This is a genomic window from Halostagnicola alkaliphila, assembly GCF_055379965.1.
This window is the reverse complement of record NZ_AP043824.1, coordinates 62690-88900: the sequence shown is the minus strand read 5'-3', so window position 1 is coordinate 88900 and position 26211 is coordinate 62690. Positions and strand designations below refer to the sequence as shown.

Genomic DNA, 26211 nt, shown 5'->3' with positions numbered 1-26211 from the left:
AGCGAAGCCAATGGCTTCGCGGACAGGGAGGGATCTCCGATCCCTCGAGCAGTCGGCGTAAAGCGCCGACAACCTCGCGAATTCTGGCGAGACGTACGTCTCGTGACCTCGCGTGAGCTTTGCTCCCGCTTAACTCCGATTCGATCAGTCACGAGAATCGAAGGTTCTCGAACGACTTGATCTCGGGACGGTTCACACTGGATAATCTCTTCCGCTGGCGTTTATCGGCTTACTCGAGCCGAGAAGTGGCTCAAAGCAATCAAAAGTAACATCTCAATATTGTGTGGAAAATGACGGTTCACTACGAGTTATGTTCGGATGATACTACGATCGGTATGAACAACGCGTTTCCCGTTCATCCTTGACGTTCCGTACCATTTTCGAATGCCGAACTGGAGATTACCCCTCTCTTTTATCGAAGTCCGACGAAGTGAGATGCTCATCCGGGTAGTACTGATTTAGCACTCTGTTGGGGGAAATTAACAAATGAATCCACTCATCTTCACGTAAAAATGGACATCCGTTGTACACGAACTATTCCGAGTAGACTTCTGGTACCCTATCTCGTCGAACGGGGTAATTTACGGTAGCAAGAGTACTCCAAAGGCGATCAGGTCTCACGGCTCCTCCCCTATTTCTGTGACCATGGGTTATTGTTTCACCTCGAGGAGAGCCGAACCGAGTTCGGATAGTTGATTGGGAATATACTTCTAACCATTTCGGTGCGTTCTCGAGGGATCCACATTTCACAATGATCGGAGTAAAATTACAGCATTTACGACTGTACGTGTGTATAACACTACCGTCCGAACAAGTGCAACTTGCTGTTGCTTCCGTTCGAGTAAAACGCCCATCTAGCAAAAAATTCGGGTCGATCGAATCGGTCGGCACCGTTCGCTTCGAACCATTTATTCCGGTTACCGACCGCCTGAGGAACGTTTCGTGCGGGAATCGTGTCCCGCGGTATCCACGGGCTACGATCCAGTGCATCCGTCGTTCTCACACAACCTTTATCACTCGAAGTGAATACTGTGTTACCATGCAACGTCGAACGGCCGAACCAACTGTCAGCCGGTTTCCGGGCCCGAAAACGCAGGAGTGGGTCGATTTTCACCGCAATTCGGCCGCGACGAGTACGTACGTCTACGAGTTCGTCTGGGATATCACCGAGGACGCCGCGGGGCCGTTCTGTACCGATCCCGACGGGAACGTGTTACTCGATTTCACGAGTCACGTCGGGGCCGCTCCCCTGGGCTACAATAATCCGAAACTGATGGACGACGTTCGGAAGTTCGATCTCGTCGATCCGCTAAAAATAGCCGGTCAGGATTTTTACGTGAGTACCGGCGGAACGCCCGACGACACCGATTTACCAGGCCCGTCTCATCTAATGGATACGTTAACGGATATCTCCGACCAGTACGGTCTCGATACCGTTTTCCTCTCGAACTCCGGCGGGGAAGCGGTCGAGAACGCGATCAAAATCTGTTACGACAACTGTCCCGCCCCAAAGTACGGGCTCACGTTCGAAGGCGCGTTCCACGGACGCACTCTCGGCGCGCTTTCTCTCAACCGATCGAAATCGGTACACCGGAGGAAGTTCCCCGAACTGAGCGGTATCCACGACGTTCCGCGCTCGCTCGAGGGTCTCGAGCGACTCGAGCAGAAACTCGACCCCGACGTCGGTCACATTCCTTCGGATCAGGTCGCCTTTCTCATCCTCGAGCCGATACAGGGTGAGGGCGGATATCGGATACCGACTCCCGAGTTCATGCGTCGCGTGAACGAAATTTGCTCGAAACACGAGATCCCGATCATCGCGGACGAGATCCAGTCGGGGATCGGTCGAACCGGTTCGATGTGGGCGTCCGATCAGTACGACCTCGAACCGGACGTTATCACCAGTGCGAAGGCTCTCCGCGTCGGGGCGACGATCTCGAGAGCGGAGTTGTTCCCGGACGAAAAAGCTCGTCTCTCCTCAACGTGGGGTGGCGGGGATATTCTGGCTTCGATTCAGGGTACGCTGACGATCGCCGCCATCCAAGAGCACGATCTCTTAGCACATGCGCGGCAAGCGGGTGAACGACTGCTCGCTCAGCTCGAGGACCTGCAAGATCGCTACCCCGAGATCGTCGTCGATTCTCGCGGTCTCGGTCTCATGGCTGCCCTCGAGTTCGACGCGACGGATCGTCGGGAAGCCGTAATCGAGTCCGCGGTCGAACGCGGCTTGTTGACGCTCGGGTGCGGTCACAAGACGCTTCGCTTGTTGCCGCCGCTCGATGTCCGCGATCGTGAACTCGACATCGCCGTCTCGATTCTTGCCGAGGCGATCGAAGACGTCTCGTAGGTGCCGATTCCCATCGGTTCGGGCCGGATACCGACCGGACGACGTTCTCACCGTCCGCCCCGAACCATCACTCCCCGATCGCGGAACGAGTTGAGCTGCGTCTCAGTGAACCCACGAACGGTTTCGGAGGCTGATTTTCGAGACGGCGGATACACCCGATCCGACGGAGTTTGACCGATTTCGGACGCCGTCGACTTCTCGAGCGGGATCGATTTCGACGCCGGAAGCTTCGGCCCGCGTGCGGAGGTGGTCGGGACGCTCTGAATAGCCACGTCCCCCTCGGGTGTCCTCCCTTCTCGTATTCGGCGACCGTATACGCCGATTTTGGGTACGAGAGCGGGCAACGGTCCTTCGCTCCGAAATCAGTCGTGAGAACCAACCATTTCAGTCACGATTGATCAGTAATTCTCGTCGATACACGCACCCTCCGCTTCTATCGATAATTCCAGTTTATCTGGGGTGAGTTCATGCGGGGGTGTATTCGCCGATCGTATACGGGCCGTCATCGACTAGGTCCACTATCGCTCGAGTACAATCCCGCGGGGACTGTCTGTCAGTGACTCTTTCTCGCCACGTTCGATTCCGTTATTGGTCGGCCGATGCATCGCCGTAGATTACCGGATTCGACCTTTCTCGAAGCTCCGCACATCTTGTGGCTCGAGTAGCGCGTTTTGGCTTTCGCCTTACTCCGCGGAGAAGATTTTCCCGGGGTTTAAGATTCCGTTGGGATCGAACGCCGCTTTCACTCGTCGCATGGTGTCGACGGTTCCCTCGTTGTATTCTATCGGTAAGTACGCCTGCTTCCCGAGGCCGACACCGTGTTCGCCCGTCGCCGTCCCGCCGAGTTCGATGGCGTGTCGAACGATACGCTCGTCGACGCGCTCTCCGAGGGAGCGGTGTTCCTCGTCCCCGACGCGTACCATGACCGTATAGTGGATGTTTCCGTCGCCCGCGTGACCGAAGCAGGGGATCTCGAGATCGTGTTTCGCTTCTCTAATCGAAATATACTCCATCAGGTCCGCGTATTTGCTGATCGGAACCGTGACGTCCCCGGACGTAAGCATCGTCAACTCCGGATCGTACTCTTTCAGCGCGGACGCCATCTCCTCTCGAATCTCCCACAGTTCGTTCATCTCGGCCCCGGACGCTTCGATGTCGACTTCCGCGACGTCGTACTCCTCGAGGATCGCGCGACAGAAATCGACTTCCGCCTCGATGTTGTGATTCTTGTGGAACTCGACGAACGCCATCGGGGCGTGTGGAAAATCGGCGCCGAGGTACCGACACGCCATCTTGGCGCTGAGTTCGTCGATCAGTTCTACCTTCGCGACGTCCACGCCCGAGCGAACGATGTCGGATATCGCCGCGGAGGCTTCCGTCCGGTTCCCGAAGCGTATTCGACCACCCCAAATTTGTTCGGGGATTCCGGCGAGTTCGAGCGTCGCTTCGGTAACCACGGCGAGGGTCCCTTCGCTGCCGACGAGGAGATCCATCAGATTGTATCCGCTCGAGGTTTTCGATGCGTTGCTTCCCGTTTCGATCACCGTTCCGTCGGGAAGCACTGCCTCGAGGCGCAGGACCCAATCGTGTACCTCGCCGTACTTGACCGTCTGCATCCCGCTCGCGTCGTTGGCGATCATTCCGCCGATGGTCGAAATTTTTCCGGAAGAGGGAAGCGGAGGGAAGAATAATCCGTCTCGCTTGACCGCCTCGTTGATAGCCGAACCGAAGACGCCGGGCTGAACGTCGATTTGAAAGTCGTTTGGTCTGATATCGACGATATCGTCCATCTTCGTCATATTGAGACTAATGCCGCCCGTAACCGGCACGGCGTGGCCCTCCAGGCTCGTTCCGGCGGCGTACGGCGTGACGCTGATCCCCCGTTGGTTCGCTCGTTGCAATACCGCGGCAACTTCTGCCGTCGTTTCGGGCCACACCACGACATCCGGCATCGTTCCTTCTTCGTCGGGGGTTCCCCAGTCGGTCTTGTGTTCTTCTCGACGGCGCAGATCGGTTGAGAACTGATCGTCGTCGAGTGGGGTGTCGGCGAGAAAGTCGATGTCCATGTGGTATGATATCACCACATGTGTCTACTTATATGATTCGACGTGGCCGGATATGATCCGCTCCCGTCGCCGAAACACGCCGCTGACCACTGATTCGAATTATACTATCAGACAGAACTACGTGAAGATCAGTCGCTCCGTTGCGGCCGTCACCGGTAGAGACGGCCGCGAATTCGCGACCGACTTCGTATTGACTTCTGTCCGACAGTATACTCGTTCGAACGTTCGGACGGCAACGGCGGGCCCCGTGTGAATTGCATTCAGTCTACTGGTTACAATTTCGAGGCGTTATCGTCAGTAACCCTTGAATGTAACAAATTCGTGTAGTCAAATACACAAAAAATTTTAAATATTCAAGTTGGCTCGTATCTGTTGCATGCTATCATCATTCACGGTAGGAGAACCGACTCCGTTACTCGTTGAAACGGTACTGAATCCGGTCGTCATTCTGGCCGTCGGCATTCTGATGGTCGTCGTGTTGCTCATGCGATGGGAATTGCCCGCGTTCGTCGCGTTGATTATCGCCGCGTTCGTCGTTGGCATTCTGTCACCCGACATCGCCGTTCCGACGGTCGGGCCCGAAGTAGCCAGTTCGTTCGGCGAGATACTCACCGCGATCGGTATCCCGATTCTGATGGCGGCACTGATCGGAAAGTGTCTTATCGAAAGCGGGGCGGCCGATCGGATCGTTCGGGCTTTCCATTCGACGTTCGGGGAAGGACGCGAGGGGGTCACGCTGCTCGGAAGTAGCTACCTCCTCTCGATTCCGGTGTTCTTCGACACCGTGTTCTACTTGCTCGCTCCGATCGCCCGCTCTATGCGAGCACGAACCGGCGAAAAGATGGCGCTGTACACCGCCGCGATAATCGGTGGCGCGTTTGCGGCTCACGCTCTCGTCCCACCGACTCCCGGTCCGCTCGCGGTTTCCGGCGAACTCGGATTGGATCTCGGTCTCGTCATCGGTATGGGACTCTTGATCGGTGTCCCGTCGTCGATTATCGGCGGTCTCGTGTACGGGCGCTGGATCGACGATAGAATGAATATTCCGCTCCGTGAAGCTCTGGGTACGACAGCCGAGGATCTCAAGGAAACGACGCAAAAACCGATCGAGAAACTTCCGGGGGCCTTCGAGGCCTTGCTCCCCATCCTTCTCGCGATCGTACTCATCGCGTCGAACACCATCAGCACCACGTTTCTCCCCGAAGGCTCCCAGATCGTCACTGCGACCGAATTCTTGGGGGACGCTAACATTGCACTGACGATCGCCGCGATCGCCGCGATCTGGACGTTCTACCGGTTCGAGGCGGAGACGAACGAAGATTTCAGCGACGGCCTCACGAGCGCCATCAAGGACGGCGGGAACATTATCGCGATAACGGCAGCCGGCGGAGCGTTCGGTGCGATGCTCGGCGCTGCCGGAGTCGGCGACTTTTTCGTGTCGTTCATGGAAGGCATCGGCGTCGGACCGCTCATTACGGCCTGGCTTATCGCCGCCGTCCTGATCGTTTCTACTGGCTCGCTCACCGTGGCGATGATAACGAGCGCGACGATGATGGCGCCGCTCGTGGGTCAACTCGAGGTCCACCCGGTTTACCTGATGCTGACGATCGGAACCGGCTCGATGTTCTTCGCGTGGCACAACAGCAGTCCGTTCTGGATTATTAACGAAATCGGCGGCCTGAAACACGACGAAACGCTACGGACGTTCTCGTTCGTCGGGTTCATCATGTCGGTCGTCGGCTTGGCGATGACGCTCGTGATCGCGACGATTTTCCCGATGGCTTGAGTTACCGCGAAGCCATTTTCGCTCGTATCGCTTTCGGACAACCGACCGATATCGCGACCGATATTTTCCCGTCTCGCCGTTCCGCAAGACAGCGACCTTAGCGTCCCGGATCGAGTACCTGAATCGGGTGTCGGCTCGGTCGCTCGAGCAGCGAATCTAACTGATCGAGACAGGAGGTGCCGCTGGCGACGACGGTCCGGTCTTCGGTTTCCGGTTCGGTAAACTGCTCCCGAAGCACGTCGCCGACGGCCATACTCAGGTCGTAGTACTCCGATTTGTATCCGAAGCTTCCCGCCATCCCACAACACTCCACGTCGGACGTCACGACGTCGTAGCCGGCGCGCTCGAGGACGGCGACGGTGTGGCCCTCGAGGCCGAGCGTTCGCTGTTGACAGTGGCTGTGATAGGCGATTTCCGTCCCGATGTCACCGCTGGTACCGACCCGTTCGTCGGGGCCGCGGAGTGCGCTCGTCTCCGCGCCGTTCTCGAGGAGTCCGTAGACGTATTCGAGCAGTTCGTAGCTGTTCTCCGCCAGCGGTTCGTGGGCGTCTCCCGGAAGGAGCCGCTCGTATTCCCCCTGGAACATCGCGAGATCGCTCGGTTCGATGACGACTACGTCCTTCTGGGCTGCAATCTCGGGTGCGAGCGCGCTGTGAACGCCTCGTGCGTGAGACGACGCGGTGTCTATCATTCCCTGGGAGAGCGGTGCACGCCCGCTCGAGGGGACGTCGGGAACGGTGACGTCGACGCCGAGCGCTTCCAGGACGCGAACGGCGGCCTTCCCGCGGTCGACCTGAACGTGGTTCGTGTACACGTCGGGATAGAGCACCGCCTTGCGAACGGGATCGGACGGTTCAACGGCGTCTCGAGCTTCGAACCACGCTCTAAACGTCTCCCGTTGGAATCGCGGCAGCTCGCGCCGACGTTCGACACCCGCGACCCGATCGAGCGCCGAACGTAGCACGGACACGTCGGCGATCATGTTCGACAGCGGCGCGGTCCGACTCCCCCACTTCGCGAGCGTTTCGAAGTTTCCGAACAGGCGCTTGCTCCGGTCGATACCCGTCGGTTCGTCGTCCGGGGTCAATCCGTCGACGAGGTGATCGAACCCCGATGCGTCGGCCCCGTGGTTGATTCGGTCGCGAACGACCGTGTTGATCCACGGAATGTCGATGTTTACCGGACAGGCATCGACGCATCTCGAGCATCCGGTACAGAGATCGTTGAACTCGGCGGCGCTCTCCTCGCCGTGGACGCCGGCCTCCCAGCCGGTCGCGATGCCGCCCGAGTAGGTTTCGCCGCCGAACGCGTGACCGCCCACCTGTTGAAAGTTCGCACACGAGTTCGCACACGCGCCGCATCGAATGCAGTACAACGTCTCGCGTAGCTCTTCGTCTTCGCGCATCGCCATTCGTCCGTTGTCCACCAGCACCAAGTGGAACGACCGGTCCGAGTTACCGGCGTCGAACGCGGGCTCGTCGGGTTCGGAAAAGTCGGCAACGGGTGAGTCGACCGGCGGTCTAAACAGCGATACGTACGCCGTGATATCCTGTCCCGCCCCGGCCGGTCCGATGAGATTCAGGAACGGCGGCAGATCCGCCACCGTCGGAATCAGCTTTTCGACGCCCGCAACTGCGACGTGAGTGTCCGGCGTGACGATACACTTGCGCGCGTTTCCTTCGTTCGTGATCAGCGCGAGCGTTCCGGTGTCGGCTGCGATAAAATTCGCACCGGAGACGCCGATATCGGCCGTCGTAATGCGATCGAGGAGGTACTCTCGAGCGAAACTCGTCAGTTCCTCGGGCGTCTCCAGCGGTTCGTCGAGGTCGAAGTGTGCGTTGAACAGGGCGGCGATCTCCTCTCGAGACTTGTGGATCGCCGGTGATGCGATGTGGCTCGGCTCTTCCTCGGCGATCTGAAGCACGAATTCCGCGAGATCGGTCTCCCAGACGTCGAGGTCCGCCGCCTCGAGCGCGTCGTTGAGTTCTATCTCTTCGGTGGTCATCGACTTCGCCTTGACGACGCGTTCTGCCCCCTTCGATTCGGCGATTTCACTCACGTGTCGGCGAGCGTCGGCCGCGTCGTCGGCGAGATAGACGCTGCCGCCGTTTTCGGTGACTGCGTCGCGAACGTCGTCGATTAGTTCTGGCAGTCGATCGATCGCATCCTCCTGAATTCGGCGTGCTTCGGCCCGGTACTCCTCGAGATCGTCCATCTCGTCGTAGCGGCGATATCGACCCTCGTTGAACGGTCTAACGGTCTCGTGGACGGTTTCTCCTTCCGTTTCGAGGAGGTGTCGGATCTTCGCCGTCTTCTCCCGACGGGTGAGTTGATTTGGTTGGTCCGTCATATTATTTGTCGGTGAGGATGATCACGTCGACTTTCTCGGGCCCGTGTGCACCGTACACCGGGGCACCCATGTCGGCGGTGGCGCTCGGTCCGGTCGTGATAACGGCGCTCGTGAGCCCGTCGTCGATGGCTCCTTCGAGTTCCGAAATGGCGCTCGCGAGGGTGGGAACGATATCGCTCGCTGCGAGTACGATGACGTGTTTGTCGGGATAGAGGCTCGTGTGCTCGCCGCCGTCGAATTTCGAGGTGACGACAACGCTCCCGTACTCGGCGATGGCGGGCCCGCCGGCGGTGACGCCAGTCGACGCTGCTAGTAGCTCCTCGGCGGTCGGGTCGAGCGTTATCGAACAATTCGCGAGCGAGATGTCCTCGAACGGAAGCGACACACCGATTGCGGGCTGATCGAGGCACGCTTCGAGCGTTTGGTCGAACTCGTCGGTAGCGGTACGTCTGGTCCTCACTGGGAGGTCTGCCAGCGACTGTTCGAACGCGTCTATCGGTGTCGTAGTCATATAACTGGAATCTCAACGAATCTAATTAAGCGTTTCGACGGTCGGAATCAGCGGACGTGGTAAATCGCCGAATGCGTTCTCGAACTACTTGTACGGAAACATATACGTGTGTCCAATCTTTGTTTTCCAGAGAGGAAAAGATGTAATACCCAGAAGAACGTTCAACCGATGATGGACGAACAACCGAAGAAAATCCACGCGGTCGAACGGTCCCTCGAGATCATCGAGATCGTCAGTGATGCCGAACCTGCCGGCGTGTCGGAAATCGCCGAAGAGATGCCGGTCTCGAAGAGTACCGTATACACGCATCTGAATACGCTCGCAGAAAACGGGTACGTGACCAAAGAGGGGGATATGTACCGGCTCAGTTGTAAGTTCCTTACCCTCGGCTCGTCCGTTCAGGAGCGGTTCGAGCTCTACCAGATGGCGAAACAACATGTCGACGAATTGGCTAAAAAAACCGGCGAACCGACGAACCTCGTCGTCGAAATGGATGGGGAGGGGATTTGTCTCTACGCGACCAATCCCAGAAACTCGGCCGACGTCTTCATGTCTAGCGGCGAGCGAAATTACATGCACGCAACCGGTACGGGAAAGGCGATCCTCGCCCACATGCCGGACGCCGAAGTCGAAGCGATCATCGATCAGCACGGCCTTCCGGAACTCACGGAACACACGATAACGTCCCGCGACGAACTGTTCGACGAACTCGAGCAAATAGCGGAACGAGGATTGGCGTTCGACCGTCAGGAGACGATTCACGGACTATACTGTATCTCGGCCCCCGTGATCGTCGACGACGATGTCATCGGCGCGATAAGCGTTTCCGGTCCTGTTAATCGGTTCACAAACGAAGAACGGCGGACGGAATTGAGCGAGGCGGTCGAAGAGATAGCGAACGTCATCGAGCTCCGGTTCGTTTTTTCGTAGTCGAAACGGCTTTCGGGGGTCCCTGGGAAGTAATCTCTCTATTGCCCCACCACTCGGCTCGCTTTTGGTAACAAAATGTTGTAGAATATGCGTTCTGTATTATCAAATTCACCTTCTCTCAAACAAAATATCTATTCACCACAGGTGTTCAACCTCACGTTTTGGTCTCTTTGGAGAGAACTTTCTGTCAAGAAACGATACCGGTTCCCGGAACGGGACCAGTGCGAGAGATCGACTCGATTCGACAACGTGTCAGCTGTAATCCTCCCTCTTGTCCCTCTTTTTGGGGTCAATCGGGGAGTCTCGTGGAGATAGATACTTCAGAGGGTTCGAAACTCCGTGTGTTTTCTTTTCCGAAACGCATAGTTACCACTGCCGAACGGAGACGCTCCGATAGCGTTTACTGTGGTTTTGAGCTCCACTTATTGACTTTATCCATTACAAGTATATGGTCGTAATATATCCTCGCAACGCTTCGCTCACACGCTTCATTCGGCCTGTAGTGGAAGCGAGAATGCCTCATATCAAATCGGACAACCCAATAACGGATTGTTCGGTTTTGGCACCGTAGTAACTGCTCGTTCTCCTCTGTCTACTAGCCGGTTCCCAGGAGTTGGTTAGTGGGGGCCTTCGAAGTAGCGGTTTCGACAGAAGTTGTGAGGGGTCGCTCGAGACCGTTGTCTCCGATCGGCTGAGGCTCATCCGGGCGGTTACGGTGTCAGTACGACGTCCGCCGGATTCGCTCGCGCTCGCGTTCGGATATGCGGTGACGAAATCCGAACGCGTCCTCTCAGCGTCTTACCGAAGAGCGTATAGTTCTGTACACGAGAGATACTTTCCTGTATGGTGAGAACGGAGTTTGAACTCCCTGATGTCGGCGAAGGCGTGGCTGAAGGGGAGCTTGTTACGTGGCTCGTCGAGACCGACGAGCACGTCGAGGAGGACCAACCGATTGCGGAGGTCGAAACTGACAAAGCGCTGGTGGAAATTCCATCGGCGTACGACGGCGTTATCGTCGAACGACGCGCCGAGGAAGGCGAAACGGTTCCGGTCGGCGACGTCCTCGTGGTTTTCGACGTGGACGACGAGTCCGTCGAGGACGCCGACGCGGAGGACACGACCGACGCATCGGGCACAGAGACCGAAGAAACGGTGGATCCACCCGAACCAGCGGAATCGGTCGAATCCGGGGTTGGAGACGGAGCCAGCGTGCCCGACGGTCGGGTGTTCGCCCCGCCGAGCGTCCGGAACGTTGCGCGCGAACTCGGCGTTTCCCTCGAGGCCGTCGGAAGCGCCAAATCCGGGGATCGAATTACGGAACGCGACGTGCGCGAAGCGGCTCGCCGAGATGCCGGAAACGCTTCCGACGGATCGGATTCGTCCTCGGCCGCGGCGGAGCAGGGGGCGGACGCTTCTACCGTTGCGGGCATCGAGCGCGACGAAAGCGAACAGGCTAACGGGCAGTCCGCGTCCGCTTCCCTCGAGGCCGCCGGCCGAGAGCGAACGCTGGCGATGCCGGCGACTCGTCAGCTCGCCCGTGAAGAAGACGTTTCCCTGGACGACGTCCCGGCGAGCGAACGACGGGACGGCGAACCGTTCGTCATCCCCGAGGACGTTCGAGCGTTCTCGCGCGGTGACGGGCCAGCGGCGACACCGTCGTCCGCTTCCGAGACGCCTTCTCGAGAGGACACCGACGACGAGCGTCCGGGCGACCGGATCCCCTACAGCGGGGTGAGAAAAACCATCGGCGAGCAGATGGCGACCTCGAAGTACACCGCACCACACGTGAGTCACCACGACGAGGTCGACGTCTCGGAACTTGTCGCCGCGCGGAGCCGTCTCAAGTCGGAGGCCGAATCGCGCGAGACGAAACTCACGTACATGCCGTTCGCGGTCAAAGCCGTCGTTGCAGCGCTGAAAGAGGTTCCGGCGATCAACGCCGAACTCGACGAGGAGAACGAAGAAATCATCCTCCACGACGAGTACAACATCGGCATCGCGGTAGCGAGCGATGCCGGGCTCATGGTGCCGGTTATCGACGATGCGGATCAGAAAAGCCTGCTCGAGCTCGCCAGAGAGATTAATGATAAGGCCGCGCGGGCCCGAGATCGGTCGATCGGACTCGAGGAGATGCAGGGTGGGACGTTTACGATCACGAACGTGGGTGCGATCGGCGGCGAGTACGCGTCGCCGATCATCAACCATCCCGAGGCGGGCATCCTCGCGCTCGGGGCGATGAAAGAGCGCCCGTGGGCGGAGGACGGCGAGCTGGTGGTTCGCGAGACGATGCCGATTTCGATGTCGGTCGACCACCGGATCGTCGACGGCGCGGAGGCGGCACAGTTTACGAACGAGGTCAAGCGATACCTGAACAATCCTGAACTGCTACTACTCGAATAATGGTGATGGGAGATGTGCGGACGGCGACGGATGTACTGGTAATCGGCGGCGGACCCGGCGGCTACGTGGCCGCGATTCGGGCCGCCCAACACGGCCTCGACGCGACGCTCGTCGAGCGAGACGCCTATGGCGGAACCTGCCTGAACTACGGCTGTATCCCCTCGAAAGCGATGATAACCGCGACGGACGTCGCACACGAGGCGGCGACCGCCGAAGAGATGGGCGTTCACGCCGACCCGTCGATCGACATGCGAGCGCTCGTCGAGTGGAAGGACGACGTCGTGGATCAACTGACCGGCGGCGTCGAAAAGCTCTGTAAGGCAAACGGCGTCTCGCTGATCGAGGGAACGGCGACGTTCATCGACGAAGACGCCGTTCGGGTCGCCCACGGCGGCGAGGGCCAGGGAAGTGAATCGATCCAGTTCGAACACGCCATCATCGCCACCGGTAGCCGAGCGATGTCGATTCCCGGCTTCGACTTCGCCGACGACCCCGTCTGGTCCTCGCGCGAAGCGCTTGAGGCTGAGGAGATCCCGGACGAACTCGTGGTGGTGGGCGCGGGCTACATCGGGATGGAGCTCTCGACGGTGTTCGCGAAAGCCGGCGCTGACGTAACGGTCGTCGAAATGTTAGACGACGCGCTCCCGACCTACGAGGACGATATCGCACGAGTCGTCAAGGAGCGAGCCGAAGCGCTCGGCATCGATTTCGAGTTCGGCCTCGGCGCGAGCGAGTGGCGCGAGACCGACGAGGGAATCGAAGTTGTCGCCGAGGACGAAGACGGCGAGCAGTCGGTCTTCGACGCTGATCGGGTTCTGGTCGCGGTCGGTCGCGAGCCCGTGACCGAAGCACTCGAGGTGGACGAACTCGGCCTCGAGACCGACGATCGCGGTTTCCTTGAAACGGACGAGTTTACTCGAACGGACCTCGAGCACGTCCTCGCGGTGGGTGACGTGGCGGGGGAACCGATGTTGGCGCACAAAGCCAGCGCCGAAGGATTGGTGGCGGCCGCGGTTGCGGCGGGCGAACCGTCGGCGCTCGACCACCAGGCGATCCCGGCTGCCGTGTTCACGGATCCCGAAATCGGGACGGTCGGGATGACCGAAGCCGAGGCCGACGACGCAGGGTTCGACCCTGTCGTCGGAACGATGCCGCTCCGTGCGAGCGGGCGGGCGCTTTCGATGGACGAATCCGACGGCTTCGTCCGGATCGTCGCCGACGAGGAAACCGAGTTCGTGCTCGGGAGCCAGATCGTCGCGCCGGAAGCCTCCGAACTCGTCGCCGAACTCGGCCTCGCGATCGAGATGGGCGCGAAACTCGAGGATATCGCCGGAACGGTTCACTCCCATCCGACGCTTTCAGAGGCGGTGATGGAGGCGGCCGAACACGCACAGGGGAAGGCGATTCACACGCTGAATCGATAGGAATCCGTTGATTCGATATCGGTTGGCCGAACCGACATCACACGCTGAATCGGGAGGAAAAAATCAGTGGGCGAGCGTTTCTTTGATCGCTTCTTCGATTTTCGGCGGATGCGGGATGTAATAGTCTTCCATCGAGAGGAGCGGAACGGGAACGTCGAAGCCGGTGACTCGCTCGACGGGGGCCTCGAGGTAGATGAGCGCTTCGTCGTTGATCGTGGCGATGACTTCGCCGCCGAAGCCGCCGGTTTTGGCCGCCTCGTGGACGACGACACAACGGCCCGTCTTTTCGACCGACTCGATGACGGTCTCCTTGTCGAACGGCGAGATGGTCCGTAGGTCGATCACTTCGGCGTCGACTCCCTCGAGGTTGTCGACGGCCTCGAGGGTGTTGTGCATCATCGCGCCCCAGGAGATGACGGTAACGTCCTCGCCTTCTTCGCGGACGGCCGCCTCGCCGAGCGGTTCGGTGTAGGAGCCTTCAGGAACCTCGTCGCGGATGGAGCGATAGACGTGTTTGGGCTCCATGAACAACACCGGATCGGGATCGCGGATGGCGCTGATGAGCATCCCCTTCGCGTCGTGTGGCGTCGAGGGAATCGCTAACTTCAGGCCTGGAATGTGCCCGTAGGCTCCCTCGAGGCTCTCACCGTGGTGCTCGAGCGCCCGGACGCCGGCACCGTAGGGCGTTCGAATGACCATCGGTGCGGTGAGTTCGCCGCGCGTCCGCCAGCGGATGCGGCTGGCGTTGGTGACGAGCTGGTCGAACGCCGGCGGGAGGAAGCCCGAAAACTGGATCTCTGCGATCGGTTTGTAGCCGTGTGTTGCGAGTCCGACGGCCGCACCGGCGATGGCGATCTCCGAGAGCGGGGTGTCGAGGACGCGTTCTTCGCCGAACTCCTCGAGGAGGCCCTCGGTGGCTCGAAAGACGCCGCCGGATTCGGCGACGTCCTGTCCGAAGACGACCGTCTTGTCGTCGGTGGTCATCTCCTCGTGCAATGCGTCGTTGACGGCTTCGATAATTGTCGCGTTCATAGTGTCTCCTCTCTTATCCCTTCGGTCGGTGTTCGATGTGGTCGTACATATCCGGTCGTTCCTCGAGCAGCTCCCGAAACTCCTCGAGTTGGCGCTCGAGTTCCGGGGGTTTCCTTTCGTAGAGGTAGTCGAAAATGGCATCGATACCCCGATTTTCGAACGCGTCGGCGGCGTCGACCGCGTCGGAGAACTCGGCTTCGACTTCCTGCTCGATTGCCTCTTCGTCGATCGCGTCCCAACGGCCGGTCTCCTCGAGGAACGACTGATAGCGCTCGAGCGGATCCTGCTCCGCCCACCGCTCGACTTCCGCTTCCGATCGGTACCGCGTCGGATCGTCGCTCGTCGTGTGGGCGCCGCGCCGGTACGTAACGGCTTCGACGAGCACAGGATTCCCCTCGAGTGCTCGTTCTCGTGCTTTCGAGACAGCGTTGTAGACGGCGAGCACGTCGTTTCCGTCGACGCGAATGCCGTCCATTCCGTAGGCCAACGCCTTCTGGGCGACCGTTTCGGAGTTCGTCTGCCCGTCGAACGATCGCGAAATCGCGTACTGGTTGTTCTGACAGAAGAAGACGGCGGGCACGTCGAGTACGCCGGCGAAGTTGATCCCTTCGTGGAACGCGCCGGTCGACGTTGCGCCGTCCCCGAGGTTTGCGAACGCAATGTTGTCTTCGCCCTCGAGTTGCATTCCCCAGGCTTTGCCGGTGACGACCGGAATGTGCGAACCGATGGAAATTGCGAGGCCGAAAATGTTCGCGTCTTCCATGCGCGAGGCGTCCTCGATACCGCGCCAGTAAAGCAACAGGTCCCGCATCGAGAGTCCGTGCATCAACAGTGCGCCGGTCTCCCGGCCGTACGGAAAGATCCAGTCGTCGGGTGAGAGGGCGAATCCGCCGCCGATGATGCTCGCCTCTTGACCCCGGCCCGACGGGTACGTCCCGAGCAGCCCGCGGCGCTGGAGTTTCGTCGCTCGAGTGTCGAAAACGCGCTGGAGTAGCATCCACCGATACAGGTCGAGGAACGCTTCGTCGTCTACGTCGGGAACCCTGTCGGCGTCGTAGGATCCGTCGGGACGAACGACCTGATAGGTATCCATATCCAACTCTGTTTGCGAGAGCGGATCGATACCAACGTCGCCCGACTCGGTTGAAACTGGTCGTTGACTGTCGTTCATCTCACAGTGTAGATGTCGTCATCTACAATATAAATCTTTGTAACCACAGCTTTGTCCCGTCGCGAAATGGGGCGACTTCGATGGCAGCCGCCAACGGCCGTCTTCGGAGACCCCAAGTCCGTGACTGCGTGGGCTCGAGAGTGATGCGAAACCTATCTCGACCGAGTGGAGGAACGGTCCGCGACCACTAGAATCGGTCCCACGTGGAAAATAAGCCATAACGCGGGGAACGTCGGCCCACGCGGGGACCGCTACGCGTGAATCGTTCACGTGCGAATCGTTTGAGACTGACCTGCTCGAATCGAGTAGTGGCAGATCTGAATATTTCGTTCGTCAAGACGATAGCTGTCCTGTAACTGGCCCACGATTTCGTCAAGCGAGACATCGCGATTAAGTCGCGTCTCTGACACCAGTTAACACATCCCGAAAGATTTAAGGTGACTTCTCCGCACATTACAGACCATGCAGGATAGACGTGCATTCATACAGCGCACCGTAGCTGGGGGAGTAGGGGCTGCATCACTGGCTTTCGCAGGATGTCTCGGCGACGACGAGGGGGATGGAGACTTTCCTTCCCAACAGTTTCACGGCGTTATTCCGTGGGGACAGGGCGGTGGAACCGATATTTTCACGAGAGAGATCTGGCAGCGAATCGCGGACCAGAGCGACGTCTCGGTCGGGTTCGAAAACGTCACGGGTGCGGCCGGCGTCCGAGGGATAACCGAACTGTACGGCTCGGAGCCGGACGGATACACGATTTCTCCGATGAACTCGCCATCCGTCGTCCCGCTTCTCACGCAGGATCCGGGATTCACGATCGACGAGTTCAGACACATCGGTGCGTACACGCAGACCGTCTGGGTACTCGTCACGGACCCCGACCTCGGCTTGAGTGAGTTCGACGAGGTGGTCGAGGCGTACGAGGACGGCGACATCGGATCCATTTCGGGTCAGTCGCCGGGCGAACCGAACCACGTCCTCGCGGAGTCGTTGAAGTCCGAACTGGACGTACCGTGGGAAAATTACGTCGCCTACGATGGGAGCGGTCCGGTCATACAGGCCGTTGCCTCCGGCGAGGTCTCGGCGGGTATCGTAACCGAGACGGCGGCGGCGGACGCGGAGGATCAGATCGATATTATAGCCGCACTCGCGAGCGAGGGGAGTCCCGTCTTCCCGGACCTTCCGGTCTACACCGATTACGGATACGAACCGGAAATCGACTTCATGGGACAGTTCCTTCGGTCGTTCATGGCGCCGCCGGACACGCCGGACGACCGAATCGACATTCTGAACGAAAACCTTCAGGAGGCCCTCGAGAGCGATGAACTGCAGTCGTGGGCCGACGAGACCGGGAACCACCTCGAGTATCTGGGTGGCGAGGCTGAGGTCCTCGAAGTACTCGAAGAGAATCAGGAGCGCATTCCGGAAATCATCGATTTGGACGACCTGGAATAAGAGCGCCTACGTAGTATGATCCACTCACTCTATACTTCGATGAAACGTCGAGTGACCTCAGAGCAGCTGATGCTCCTCGCAATGCTTGGGGTCTCGAGCTACATGCTCATCGAATCGTTTTCCTTCTCTTACGAAGCCGGGATCTTTCCCCGGTTCGCGGCGGCCGTGACCGTTTGTGGGTGTGTTCTCTTACTTCTCAGGGCGTACCTCCCGGAGCCGATACGACAGGTAATTACCGAATCGGCGGGGATGTTCGACCAGTACGACGAAGAGTTCGAGTCCTCGGCCGACGATACGGAACCGAGCGACGACGAGTTTAGCGAGGGTGTCGGTACGGTCGGAGACGCCGATCGAGATCTGGCAGCGGACAACGGCGCCGATCGAGATATGGTTGAAAATGCCGACCCGGGTGCGGTCGAGGACAGCGAGATAGACTCGACGAAACAAGTAATTCTCGTGGCGCTTCTCGCCGGTTACGGGCTCGTCGGATACGCAATCGGTCTCGTCTGGGCCACGCCGCTGTTTATCCTCGCCTTCGCGCGACTGTTCGATCTTCCGCGGCTTATGACGCTGGTGATTGTGGTCCTCGGGCTTGTCGCCGCGTTCGCGTTCAACTCGATACTTCCCGTAAACATGACTGACGGAGTGTTCCTCTAACCGATGGTTCAAGAATCGCTGTTCGGCGCACTGGAAATCCTCGTCACCTGGCCGACCGCGGGATGGTTGCTGGTGGGACTGTTGGCCGGAATCGTCATCGGAACGATTCCCGGTCTCGGACCGAACCTCGGTCTGGCGGTCGTCCTCCCGTTGACGATGCGCCTCGACGGTCCCGACGCGATCATCCTGCTGATCAGCATCTACAGCGGAGCGATGTACGGCGGGAGTATCGCGGCGATCTTGATCAATACTCCCGGAACTGCCGCGGCGGCGGCCACGACGCTGGACGGATACCCGATGACTCGACAGGGCCGTGCCATGGATGCGCTTTCGATTTCGGCGACGGCGTCGGCGATCGGCGGTGCGTTCGCCATCGTCACGCTGATTCTGTTGACGCCGTTTTTGACGACGATCGTGCTTCTGTTCGGGTCGCCCGAGTACTTCCTCATCGCGCTGTTCGGGATCGCACTGATCACCATCGTCGCGCAGGGGTCGATGGTCAAAGGGTTGACGGCGGGTGCGTTCGGACTTCTCCTTTCGACGATCGGCTTTCCGGTTGCCGCCGGTCAACCGAGGTACACCTTCGATACGTTCATCCTCTACGACGGGCTTGACTTCGTCGCCGTGTTGATCGGGATCTTCGCGGTCGGTGAGATGATCAAGCTGGCCGGAGAGAAAGGGAGCCTCGCGAACAAGGACCTCAGCTTGAGCGGAAACGTCCTCTCCGGCGTTCGAAAGGTCTTGTCTGCGCCGATTACCACGATCAAATCCGGGTATATCGGGATGTTCATCGGTGCGATTCCCGGCTCCGGAGCGTCGATATCGAACTTCATCTCCTACGCGGAGGCGGTCCGAAGCGGGGGTGGCGACAAGGAGTACGGAGACGGCAATCACCGCGGTGTGATCGCGTCGGAAGCCTCGAACAACGGAACCGTCGCGGGCTCGCTTATCCCGACCTTTTCGTTCGGGATTCCCGGAAGCGGCGCGACGGCCATCCTTCTCGGTGGCCTGATGATGCACGGACTTCGTCCGGGGCCGGAACTGTTCACGGACAACGTCGATATCACGTACAGCATCTTTCTGGCCTTGCTCGCCGGAAACGTCGTCATCCTGTTGTTCGGACTCCTGATCATCACTCGAGCGGTGTACATCACGACGATCGATACCGATTACATCATCCCGCTGGTCATCGCCGTCGCTTCACTCGGTGCGTTCGGGCTTCGAGGGAGCTGGCTGGACGTCTTTACCGTGCTCATCTTCGGTATATTCGGCTTCTTCATGATGAAGCACAACTACTCGATAATCGCGTTCGTTCTCGGGATCGTTCTGGGGCCGATAGCGGAGGAAAACCTCGTCCGTTCGTTACAACTGTCCGAGGGATCGCTCATGATATTCATCAACGAACCGATCCCGCTGGTGCTTACGTTGCTGACGGTTGCGGTGATTGCGTCCCCGATTCTCTCCGTTATTCGATCGGCGGTTGGCAGCGGTGATCGATAGCCGTCCCTTCGTTGGCGGAGGATCTATCGGCGATCCTCCGCCCCGCGCTGTCCGCTCGCACTACGCCAGACCGCCGGTTGAGACCAGTAAAAATAAGTCTATGGACGCTGTCGATTCGATTACTATTGGGTACGACTACCGATGAAAATTACAGACGTTCAAGCGACGACGCACACCGTACCGGCCGACGTTCCCGGCATGGACGAACCCGACGAAATGACGCTCGCGTTCGTCTCCGTCGAAACGAACGAGGGGATCACCGGCTACGGTGAAACCGGGTATCTTCACCCCCCGGCGAGCGTTTCGTTCATCAACGACCACATCGAGCCGTTGCTGACTGGGCGAAATCCGCTGAACAACGAACGAATCTGGGACGACCTCTACACCGAACTCAATCCTCGAGCGCAGACCGGTGTCTGGAGCACGGCGGTGAGCGCCGTCGATATCGCCCTGTGGGATATCAAAGGGAAGCAGTACGGCGAACCCGTGTGGCGACTGCTCGGCGGTGCCGACGACACGGTGCCGGTGTACTACACGATCGGACAGGCGATTCGAGACGAACAGCGACTCGCCGGGGTCGCGGAACAACTCGTTTCTGACGGCGCAGAACGGATCAAAGTCGTCGTCGGAAAGGGTGAGTGGGCGACCCCGAGGGTCGACGAGGGACGAGTAACCGCCGTTCGAGAAGCCGTCGGCGAGGACGTCGAGTTGGCGATCGACGCGAACTACCTCTACTCGCTCAACGAAGCGCTCGAGTTGTGTAACCGCCTCGAGTCGACTTCGATCAGCTGGTTCGAGGAGCCGGTGTACGGAAACGACGCGTCCCTGCTTGCTGACCTCCGCTCGCGGACGCGCGTTCCGATCGCCGCGGGCCAAAACGAGGGACACCGTTTCCGTCATCGAGACCTCATCGAAGGCGGTGCGGTCGATATCAGCCTCCCGAACGTCTGTTTCACCGGCGGGTACACGGAAGCCAGGAAGGTTGCGGGAATGGCCGCTGCGTTCAATATCGACGTCTATCACGGCGGCGGCTGGCCGTTCCAGAATATGCACCTTCAGGCCGGACTACCGAACGGCAAGATGGTCGAGTTTCACGACATCGTCTGGGAAATCGGAAAAATAATTTACGACGCACCACCCGAACCGACCGGCGAGTCTATCACGCTTCCGGACGAACCGGGACTCGGTCTCGAGCCCGACCTCGACACCCTGGAGGCCTACCGAGACGACTAGCAGTACTCCGATCTCCACCCTTCGGACTCGGCGCTATTCGACGATTCGGTTGCTCTGGGAAAGAGTGAATAGCCGTGAGTACGAGCACTCGATATGGTAATCGTTGCAGCAGTCGATCGATCCGCGAGGGCCCCGGAAGTCGTCGAACAGGCTGAGCGCTTGGCAGCGGCGTTCGACGATGAAATCCACGTCGTTCACGTCCTATCCGAGTCGGAATTCGTGAGTTTGGAACGAACGAGCGTCAACAACACTGGCAGTGCGCTCGACATGGATCGAGTGCGTGAGGTTGCGGCGACCGTCGCGGACGAGGCGGCGTCGAGTCTCGACTCACCAGCGGAAACTGTCGGATTAGTTGGTGACCCGTCGGATCGAATCCTCGAATACGCAGACGACCAAAGCGCTCGCTATATCGTCGTTTCGAGCCGAAAGCGATCTCCTGCTGGAAAGGTGCTGTTCGGAAGTGTCGCCCAGTCGGTACTCCTGAACGCGGATTGTCTCGTCGTCGTTTCTGCCGGTCAGTAGCCCGTTTTACTGTCGGCGATTCGACGGTCCGCTGTCCGTTCGTGAGTGGATGTGACACGACGATCGATCCGCGTCCGGACGAAATCGTCTCCCGGCCAGAAGCTTTTCAACCGTGGGTGTGAATACCACAAATAGATGTCAGAAAGCGAATTGTTGTTCTCTCAGGAAAATACAGGGGATTCTGAGGGAACGGACGACCTCGAGCGACTCCGTGCCGAACGCGACTTCTGGCGGAATCTCTTCGACCAGTTGGTCGAGGAGTTCCCCGAATCAGTCGTCGTCGTCAACGACGAAGGGACTATCACACATTGGAACGATCCGATCGTCGAGTTGATCGGCGCGACTCGGGCAGAGGCGGTCGGGAACCAGGCGATCGATATCGTCGGTACGGAGGGTGTCGAGGAAACGCTCGCGGAGAAAATCGCTCGGACGGGAGAATCGGTCCGGGAGGATCGAATCCGGTCGGGGAAAACCGGCGGCGAGAACTGGCACGTTCGAGCGGCGGGTGTTCCGCTGTTGACACCCGACGGCGAATCGATCGGTGCGTTCGAGTACGTCAGTAGCGTCACGGAGCTGGTCGAACAACGCGAGGGATTAGAGCGAGTTCAGGCGTCGATCAGCGAAACTGTGGAGGGGGCGGTCGAAGAGTTACTCGCCGCCGCCGAGACAAACGCCGAAACGACCGCGGAAGTCGACGAACTGGCCGAGAAACAGGTCGAGAACCTGGTCGAGGTTCGTAACGAGATGGAATCGCTCTCGGCGACTGTCGAAGAAATTTCGGCGAGCGCGGAGGAGGTTAGCAGTCAGAGCGAGGTCGCCGCCGAACTGGCCGACGAATCCAAGGATGCGACCGCGGAGATCGTTTCGATGATCGACGACGTTCGACGGGCGACGGACGCCCTCTCGGAGAGCAGTCAGGAACTCGAGAAGCGCATCATCGAAATCGACAAAGTGGTGGACGTAATCGACGGGATCGCGGACGAGACGAATCTGCTCGCCGTCAACGCGAACATTCAGGCCGCACAGGTTGATTCCGGGGCCGAAGGGTTTGCCGTCGTTGCCGACGAGGTCAAAGAACTCGCCGATCAGTCCAAAGAAGAGGTTGGAACGATCGAGGACATCGTCGACGACGTCCGGGAGAACACGACGACGACGGTCGAAAGCGTCGAAGCGACGATCGACCGCGTTGAGGATGCGATCGAACGGGCCGGAGCGGTCGACGATAAACAATCGGAGATCAAGTCCGCCGTGGAGGAGGCGACGACGGGTATCGAACAGATCGCCGGCGCTACCGACGATCAGGCTGCGACCGCCGAGGAGGTCGCCACGATGCTCAGTACGTCCGTCGAACAGATCGAAGACGTCGCGGCCGAAATCGAGACGCTCGCGGAAACGAACGCGAAGCAAACGAACAAGGTGCGCGAAGTCCGAGACGAGGTTCGGGACCTCGAGAACGACCTCTAACCTGACGGCTGGTCGGTCGGTTTCTGCGGGACGAACTGTCTGGAGGATCGCTCCGGCGGATGTGGCGATAGTTTCGAGGAATCACGGCTTTTCCTTTCTCCTCGAACGGGAACGCGCGATATTGGGTCGACCACATTCTGTATACAGTTACCGTATACCACTGTTCGAATAACGCGCCTTCCGGTCAAAATTACAGAAGTATTTGTGTAAACTATTTTGTTCGTGTCCATCGGTAGAACGCGACTTGCTTGCCGTTCTCTGATGTATTCGTCCGAGTGGCGGACTTCTTGACTCACGTTCATTTTTGTATACGAGGATCGTATACGCGAGACCCATCTCGTGGCTGCTCGTTCGCTCTCTCGAGATTCGGGGATACCACTCGCCGGTATCGATCTGTTTCGAAACGTCAGTCGCGGACCGAGCAGCTTCAGAAGGCGTTACAGACCGAGCGCATCGCTCGCGACCGTCGTTTTTTGGATTTCCGTCGTCCCGCCGATGATACTCAGTATCTTTGCGTCCCGATAGTAGCGCTCGAGGGGGAGGTCCGTTCGATACCCCTTCCCGCCGTGAACCTGTATCGCGTTCCGGGTGACGAACTCGGCCGTTTCGCTCGCGACGTACTTGGCTTTGCTCGACTGGCGCGTGCTCGCGTCGCCGTTGGCGATCGCGGCCGCGGAGTCATACACCAGGTGTCGTGCACCGTCGAGGCGGGCGTCCATGTCCGCGATTAGCACCTGCACTGCCTGGTACTCGCCGACGGCCTGACCGCCCTGCTCGCGGTCGCCTGCGTACTCGATCGCTTCCTCGAACGCCGCGGTAGCGATTCCGGTTCCGATCGCGCCCAGCCCGGTGCGGGCCATGTCGATCGTTCCCATCGCGATTCGAAAGCCCTGACCGACCTCGCCGAGCAGCGCCGATTCGTCGATCGGGACGTCCTCGAGCGTCGAGTCTCCGGTCACGTGGCCGCGCATCCCCATAAATTTCGATCGGTCGAAGGTGAACCCGTCCCGTTCGTCGATACCGGGGGTCAGGAAGACGCTCACGCCGTGGCTGTCTTCGGGCGTCGGTTGTTTCCGAGCGACGACGAGGTGGACGTCCGCGACGCCAGCGTTCGTTCCGAACGATTTCTCGCCGGTGAGGCGGTAGCCGTTTCCGTTTTCGTGCTCGGCGGCAACCGTCGACAGTTCGGTGGGGGAACTCCCGGCGTCGGGTTCGGTCAGTAGCATCGCCCCCACGGATTCGCCGCGTATCATGGGATCGAGATACGTTTCCTTCTGCGCTTCCGTGCCGAAGTTCGCGATGGGAAGCGCGGCGAAGGTGTGGCCGTGTATCGTCTCGGCGACCGCGCCGCTCACCTGCGCAATTCGCTCGATGGCAAGACAGTACGACAGGAAGTCAGACCCTTCGCCGCCGTCGGCTTCGGGAACCAAAATCCCCAGCAGGCCTCGGTCGCCCGCCTCCTCGACGACCGCTCGCGGAAACTCGTCCGTTCGCTCGATGCGTTCTGCTTCGGGTTTCACGACCTCGGTTGCGAACGACGCCGCTCGGTCACGGAACTCACGGTGCTCTTCGGAGAGGGCGTTCTCGATGAGAGTCATACAGTGGCATACGCGGGCCACACTACCATAAAAGTCCCGAGATAGCCAATGACGGGTTCGTCTCGGCGGCATCGTCGTCTCCGCCCCGTCGTCGAGGTGGACGTGGGCCGGTCGTTCGCTCGAGCGGCGTTACTCGAGGTTGACGTTGACGTTTTTCGTCTGGGTGTACTCGTGGATCGCTTCCGTTCCCTGTTCGCGGCCGTTACCGCTCTGTTTGAAGCCGCCGAAGGGCGTCTGGGGCTGGGTAACCGGGTACTCGTTGATGCTGACCATCCCGTAGTCGAGATACTCCGCGACGCCGTGTGCAGTGTTGAGATCGGATGTCCAGATTCCCGCCATGAGGCCGTACGGCGAGTCGTTCGCGATTTCGATCGCCTCTTCCTGGTCGGCGAACTCGATAACCGAGAGGACTGGCCCGAAGATCTCTTCTCGAGCGACAGTCATGTCGTTGGTCACGTCCGTCAACACGGTCGGTTCGACGAAGTGACCGGCGTCTTTGTCCTCGGGAACGCCGCCGCCGGTCGCGACGGTTGCGCCTTCTGCCTTCCCCGTCTCGATGTAGTCGAGAACCTCCTGCTGTTGGCTCTTGCTCACCGTCGGCCCCATCCGGCCGCCGTCGTCGATACCGCTTCCGAGCGGCGTTCCCTCGGCGCGCTCGACGACCTGTTCGACGACCTCCTCGTGGACCGATTCGTGGACAAGCAAGCGCGACCCCGCCCAGCACATTTGTCCGGCGTTCATGAATATTCCGTAGTGACAGCCCGCGGCGGCCGCCTCGAGGTCGGCGTCAGGGAAGACGATGTTCGGTCCCTTCCCGCCCAGTTCGAGGGTCACGCCGGTGACGTTCTGGGAGGCGCGTTCCATGACGCCCTTTCCGACGCCCGTACTCCCGGTGAACGCGATGTGGTCCACGTCGGGGTGTTCGGCGAGCCTGTTGCCGGCGGTGCTCCCGCGTCCGGGAACGACGTTCAACACGCCGTCAGGGAGTCCGGCCTCTTCGGCGGCGACGGCGAAATACAGCGCCGAAAGCGGCGTCGTGCTCGAGGGTTTGAGCACTGCGGTGTTCCCGCAGGCGAGTGCGGGTGCGAGACTCCGTCCCGCGAGCTGGAAGGGGTAGTTCCACGGGATGACGTGTCCCGTTACGCCCACCGGCTCTCGGACGGTGTAGTTCAGCCTGTTGCCGGGAACGGGAACCTCGTCGCCCTGGATCTTGTCGGTCCAGCCGGCGTAGTACCGGAACGTGTCGATCACCATGTCGACGTCGAGCGTGGCCTCGAAGGGCGTCTTCCCGTTATCTCGAGATTCCACGCGGACGATTTCGTCCTTTCGCGATTCGATAGCGTCCGCCATCGCGCGGAGACGCTCGCCGCGTTCTCGGGGATCGAGCGATCGCCATTCGCCGTCGCGGTCGACCGCTTCCGAGGCCGCAGAAACCGCGTTGTCGATGTCTTCTTCGGCCGCCTTCGCGACGTCCGCGTACGGTTCTTCGGTCGCGGGATCTTCGGTCGTGAACGTCTCGTCGCTTTCGGCGGCGATCCATTCGCCGTCGATATACAGGTCTGTTGGACCGGTGTAGCTCATACACGGTAGCGTATCAGCCGGATCGGTAAAAGCCGTGTGGTACCGGGTGGCCGCGGATGGGTATCTCCCGGCGGTTCGCTCGAGGGATCGCTCGCGTACTGGTTCCGCTCGAGTGTAATCACGTTGCCCCCGTCGTTGACAATACTGTCCGCATCGTCGATGACGCCGTACAGCTCCCATCGTC

At 59.7% G+C, this 26211-nt stretch carries 19 protein-coding genes; 11 read left to right on the top strand and 8 right to left on the bottom strand.

The genetic code is table 11. The features are described from left to right. The first annotated feature begins 1039 nt into the window (after positions 1-1039). Entirely contained in the window at positions 1040-2347 is a 1308-nt protein-coding gene (locus ACZ5C7_RS00370) for a class-III pyridoxal-phosphate-dependent aminotransferase (protein WP_464374416.1), read from the top strand. Between the two features lie 47 nt (positions 2348-2394). Here ACZ5C7_RS00370 and ACZ5C7_RS00365 read toward each other — a convergent pair whose 3' ends face one another. Both ACZ5C7_RS00365 and ACZ5C7_RS00360 read right to left on the bottom strand, forming a co-directional pair. Next, positions 2395-2619 (bottom strand): hypothetical protein, encoded by a 225-nt coding sequence (locus ACZ5C7_RS00365; RefSeq protein ID WP_464374415.1) that lies wholly within the window; start codon positions 2617-2619, stop codon positions 2395-2397. Between the two features lie 411 nt (positions 2620-3030). Next, positions 3031-4413 carry an FAD-binding oxidoreductase gene (locus ACZ5C7_RS00360; protein ID WP_464374414.1) on the bottom strand — a complete coding sequence of 461 codons (1383 nt, stop codon included), beginning with the start codon at positions 4411-4413 and terminating at the stop codon, positions 3031-3033. Positions 4414-4789: 376 nt separating this feature from the next. On the opposite strand from ACZ5C7_RS00360, the gene ACZ5C7_RS00355 reads away from it, so the two are divergent. Beyond that, positions 4790-6199 (top strand): GntP family permease, encoded by a 1410-nt coding sequence (locus tag ACZ5C7_RS00355; RefSeq protein ID WP_464374413.1) that lies wholly within the window; start codon positions 4790-4792, stop codon positions 6197-6199. Between the two features lie 97 nt (positions 6200-6296). Here ACZ5C7_RS00355 and ACZ5C7_RS00350 read toward each other — a convergent pair whose 3' ends face one another. Continuing rightward, positions 6297-8549, bottom strand: a complete 2253-nt coding sequence (locus ACZ5C7_RS00350) for an LUD domain-containing protein (protein WP_464374412.1) — start codon at positions 8547-8549, stop codon at positions 6297-6299. Position 8550: 1 nt separating this feature from the next. Then, a complete protein-coding gene (locus ACZ5C7_RS00345) occupies positions 8551-9060 on the bottom strand; it encodes an LUD domain-containing protein (RefSeq protein WP_464374411.1) in 510 nt (169 codons plus the stop codon). A 171-nt stretch (positions 9061-9231) separates the two neighbouring features. On the opposite strand from ACZ5C7_RS00345, the gene ACZ5C7_RS00340 reads away from it, so the two are divergent. From ACZ5C7_RS00340 to lpdA, 3 genes are all read left to right on the top strand, one after another. Next, on the top strand, positions 9232-9990 hold the full coding sequence (locus ACZ5C7_RS00340; protein ID WP_464374410.1) for an IclR family transcriptional regulator: 759 nt from the start codon (positions 9232-9234) through the stop codon (positions 9988-9990). A gap of 843 nt (positions 9991-10833) precedes the next feature. Beyond that, entirely contained in the window at positions 10834-12390 is a 1557-nt protein-coding gene (locus ACZ5C7_RS00335) for a dihydrolipoamide acetyltransferase family protein (protein WP_464374409.1), read from the top strand. Beyond that, the gene (lpdA, locus tag ACZ5C7_RS00330) at positions 12390-13814 is read left to right on the top strand and encodes a dihydrolipoyl dehydrogenase (RefSeq protein WP_464374408.1); all 1425 of its coding nucleotides are present in this window, start codon (positions 12390-12392) and stop codon (positions 13812-13814) included. Before ACZ5C7_RS00335 ends, lpdA begins: the two co-directional genes overlap by 1 nt. A gap of 63 nt (positions 13815-13877) precedes the next feature. On the opposite strand, the gene ACZ5C7_RS00325 is transcribed toward lpdA, so the two are convergent. Together ACZ5C7_RS00325 and ACZ5C7_RS00320 are read right to left on the bottom strand one after the other, a co-directional pair. Then, positions 13878-14846 (bottom strand): alpha-ketoacid dehydrogenase subunit beta, encoded by a 969-nt coding sequence (locus tag ACZ5C7_RS00325; RefSeq protein WP_464374407.1) that lies wholly within the window; start codon positions 14844-14846, stop codon positions 13878-13880. Between the two features lie 13 nt (positions 14847-14859). Beyond that, positions 14860-16017 carry a thiamine pyrophosphate-dependent dehydrogenase E1 component subunit alpha gene (locus tag ACZ5C7_RS00320; protein ID WP_464374406.1) on the bottom strand — a complete coding sequence of 386 codons (1158 nt, stop codon included), beginning with the start codon at positions 16015-16017 and terminating at the stop codon, positions 14860-14862. 462 nt (positions 16018-16479) lie between these two features. Here ACZ5C7_RS00320 and ACZ5C7_RS00315 point away from each other — a divergent pair, with 462 nt between their 5' ends. The 6 genes from ACZ5C7_RS00315 to ACZ5C7_RS00290 all read left to right on the top strand — a co-directional run bounded on the left by ACZ5C7_RS00315 (position 16480) and on the right by ACZ5C7_RS00290 (position 22848). Next, complete coding sequence (locus tag ACZ5C7_RS00315; protein WP_464374405.1) at positions 16480-17472, top strand: Bug family tripartite tricarboxylate transporter substrate binding protein; 993 nt, start codon at positions 16480-16482, stop codon at positions 17470-17472. Between the two features lie 51 nt (positions 17473-17523). Next, positions 17524-18129 carry a hypothetical protein gene (locus ACZ5C7_RS00310; RefSeq protein WP_464374404.1) on the top strand — a complete coding sequence of 202 codons (606 nt, stop codon included), beginning with the start codon at positions 17524-17526 and terminating at the stop codon, positions 18127-18129. 3 nt (positions 18130-18132) lie between these two features. Continuing rightward, a complete protein-coding gene (locus ACZ5C7_RS00305) occupies positions 18133-19629 on the top strand; it encodes a tripartite tricarboxylate transporter permease (protein WP_464374403.1) in 1497 nt (498 codons plus the stop codon). Positions 19630-19770: 141 nt separating this feature from the next. Continuing rightward, positions 19771-20862: a mandelate racemase/muconate lactonizing enzyme family protein gene (locus tag ACZ5C7_RS00300; protein ID WP_464374402.1), complete on the top strand. Its 1092-nt coding sequence runs from the start codon at positions 19771-19773 to the stop codon at positions 20860-20862. A gap of 93 nt (positions 20863-20955) precedes the next feature. Further along, positions 20956-21384 carry a universal stress protein gene (locus ACZ5C7_RS00295; protein WP_464374401.1) on the top strand — a complete coding sequence of 143 codons (429 nt, stop codon included), beginning with the start codon at positions 20956-20958 and terminating at the stop codon, positions 21382-21384. A gap of 135 nt (positions 21385-21519) precedes the next feature. Then, positions 21520-22848, top strand: coding sequence for a methyl-accepting chemotaxis protein (locus ACZ5C7_RS00290; protein WP_464374400.1), 1329 nt, complete (start codon positions 21520-21522; stop codon positions 22846-22848). A 437-nt stretch (positions 22849-23285) separates the two neighbouring features. On the opposite strand, the gene ACZ5C7_RS00285 is transcribed toward ACZ5C7_RS00290, so the two are convergent. Beyond that, on the bottom strand, positions 23286-24446 hold the full coding sequence (locus tag ACZ5C7_RS00285) for an acyl-CoA dehydrogenase family protein (RefSeq protein WP_464374399.1): 1161 nt from the start codon (positions 24444-24446) through the stop codon (positions 23286-23288). 129 nt (positions 24447-24575) lie between these two features. Continuing rightward, positions 24576-26027, bottom strand: a complete 1452-nt coding sequence (locus ACZ5C7_RS00280; RefSeq protein ID WP_464374398.1) for an aldehyde dehydrogenase family protein — start codon at positions 26025-26027, stop codon at positions 24576-24578. Positions 26028-26211: the final 184 nt, after the last annotated feature.

What these genes read in the sequence shown, in the direction of transcription:
- ACZ5C7_RS00355 (WP_464374413.1), top strand. Translation starts at nt 4,790, where the DNA reads ATGCTATCATCATTCACGGTAGGAGAACCGACTCCGTTACTCGTTGAA.
- lpdA (WP_464374408.1), top strand. Translation starts at nt 12,390, where the DNA reads ATGGTGATGGGAGATGTGCGGACGGCGACGGATGTACTGGTAATCGGC.
- ACZ5C7_RS00295 (WP_464374401.1), top strand. Translation starts at nt 20,956, where the DNA reads ATGGTAATCGTTGCAGCAGTCGATCGATCCGCGAGGGCCCCGGAAGTC.
- ACZ5C7_RS00315 (WP_464374405.1), top strand. Translation starts at nt 16,480, where the DNA reads ATGCAGGATAGACGTGCATTCATACAGCGCACCGTAGCTGGGGGAGTA.
- ACZ5C7_RS00350 (WP_464374412.1), bottom strand. Translation starts at nt 8,549, where the DNA reads ATGACGGACCAACCAAATCAACTCACCCGTCGGGAGAAGACGGCGAAG.
- ACZ5C7_RS00290 (WP_464374400.1), top strand. Translation starts at nt 21,520, where the DNA reads ATGTCAGAAAGCGAATTGTTGTTCTCTCAGGAAAATACAGGGGATTCT.
- ACZ5C7_RS00325 (WP_464374407.1), bottom strand. Translation starts at nt 14,846, where the DNA reads ATGAACGCGACAATTATCGAAGCCGTCAACGACGCATTGCACGAGGAG.
- ACZ5C7_RS00360 (WP_464374414.1), bottom strand. Translation starts at nt 4,413, where the DNA reads ATGGACATCGACTTTCTCGCCGACACCCCACTCGACGACGATCAGTTC.
- ACZ5C7_RS00320 (WP_464374406.1), bottom strand. Translation starts at nt 16,017, where the DNA reads ATGAACGACAGTCAACGACCAGTTTCAACCGAGTCGGGCGACGTTGGT.
- ACZ5C7_RS00335 (WP_464374409.1), top strand. Translation starts at nt 10,834, where the DNA reads ATGGTGAGAACGGAGTTTGAACTCCCTGATGTCGGCGAAGGCGTGGCT.
- ACZ5C7_RS00305 (WP_464374403.1), top strand. Translation starts at nt 18,133, where the DNA reads ATGGTTCAAGAATCGCTGTTCGGCGCACTGGAAATCCTCGTCACCTGG.
- ACZ5C7_RS00370 (WP_464374416.1), top strand. Translation starts at nt 1,040, where the DNA reads ATGCAACGTCGAACGGCCGAACCAACTGTCAGCCGGTTTCCGGGCCCG.
- ACZ5C7_RS00280 (WP_464374398.1), bottom strand. Translation starts at nt 26,027, where the DNA reads ATGAGCTACACCGGTCCAACAGACCTGTATATCGACGGCGAATGGATC.
- ACZ5C7_RS00285 (WP_464374399.1), bottom strand. Translation starts at nt 24,446, where the DNA reads ATGACTCTCATCGAGAACGCCCTCTCCGAAGAGCACCGTGAGTTCCGT.
- ACZ5C7_RS00345 (WP_464374411.1), bottom strand. Translation starts at nt 9,060, where the DNA reads ATGACTACGACACCGATAGACGCGTTCGAACAGTCGCTGGCAGACCTC.
- ACZ5C7_RS00340 (WP_464374410.1), top strand. Translation starts at nt 9,232, where the DNA reads ATGGACGAACAACCGAAGAAAATCCACGCGGTCGAACGGTCCCTCGAG.
- ACZ5C7_RS00300 (WP_464374402.1), top strand. Translation starts at nt 19,771, where the DNA reads ATGAAAATTACAGACGTTCAAGCGACGACGCACACCGTACCGGCCGAC.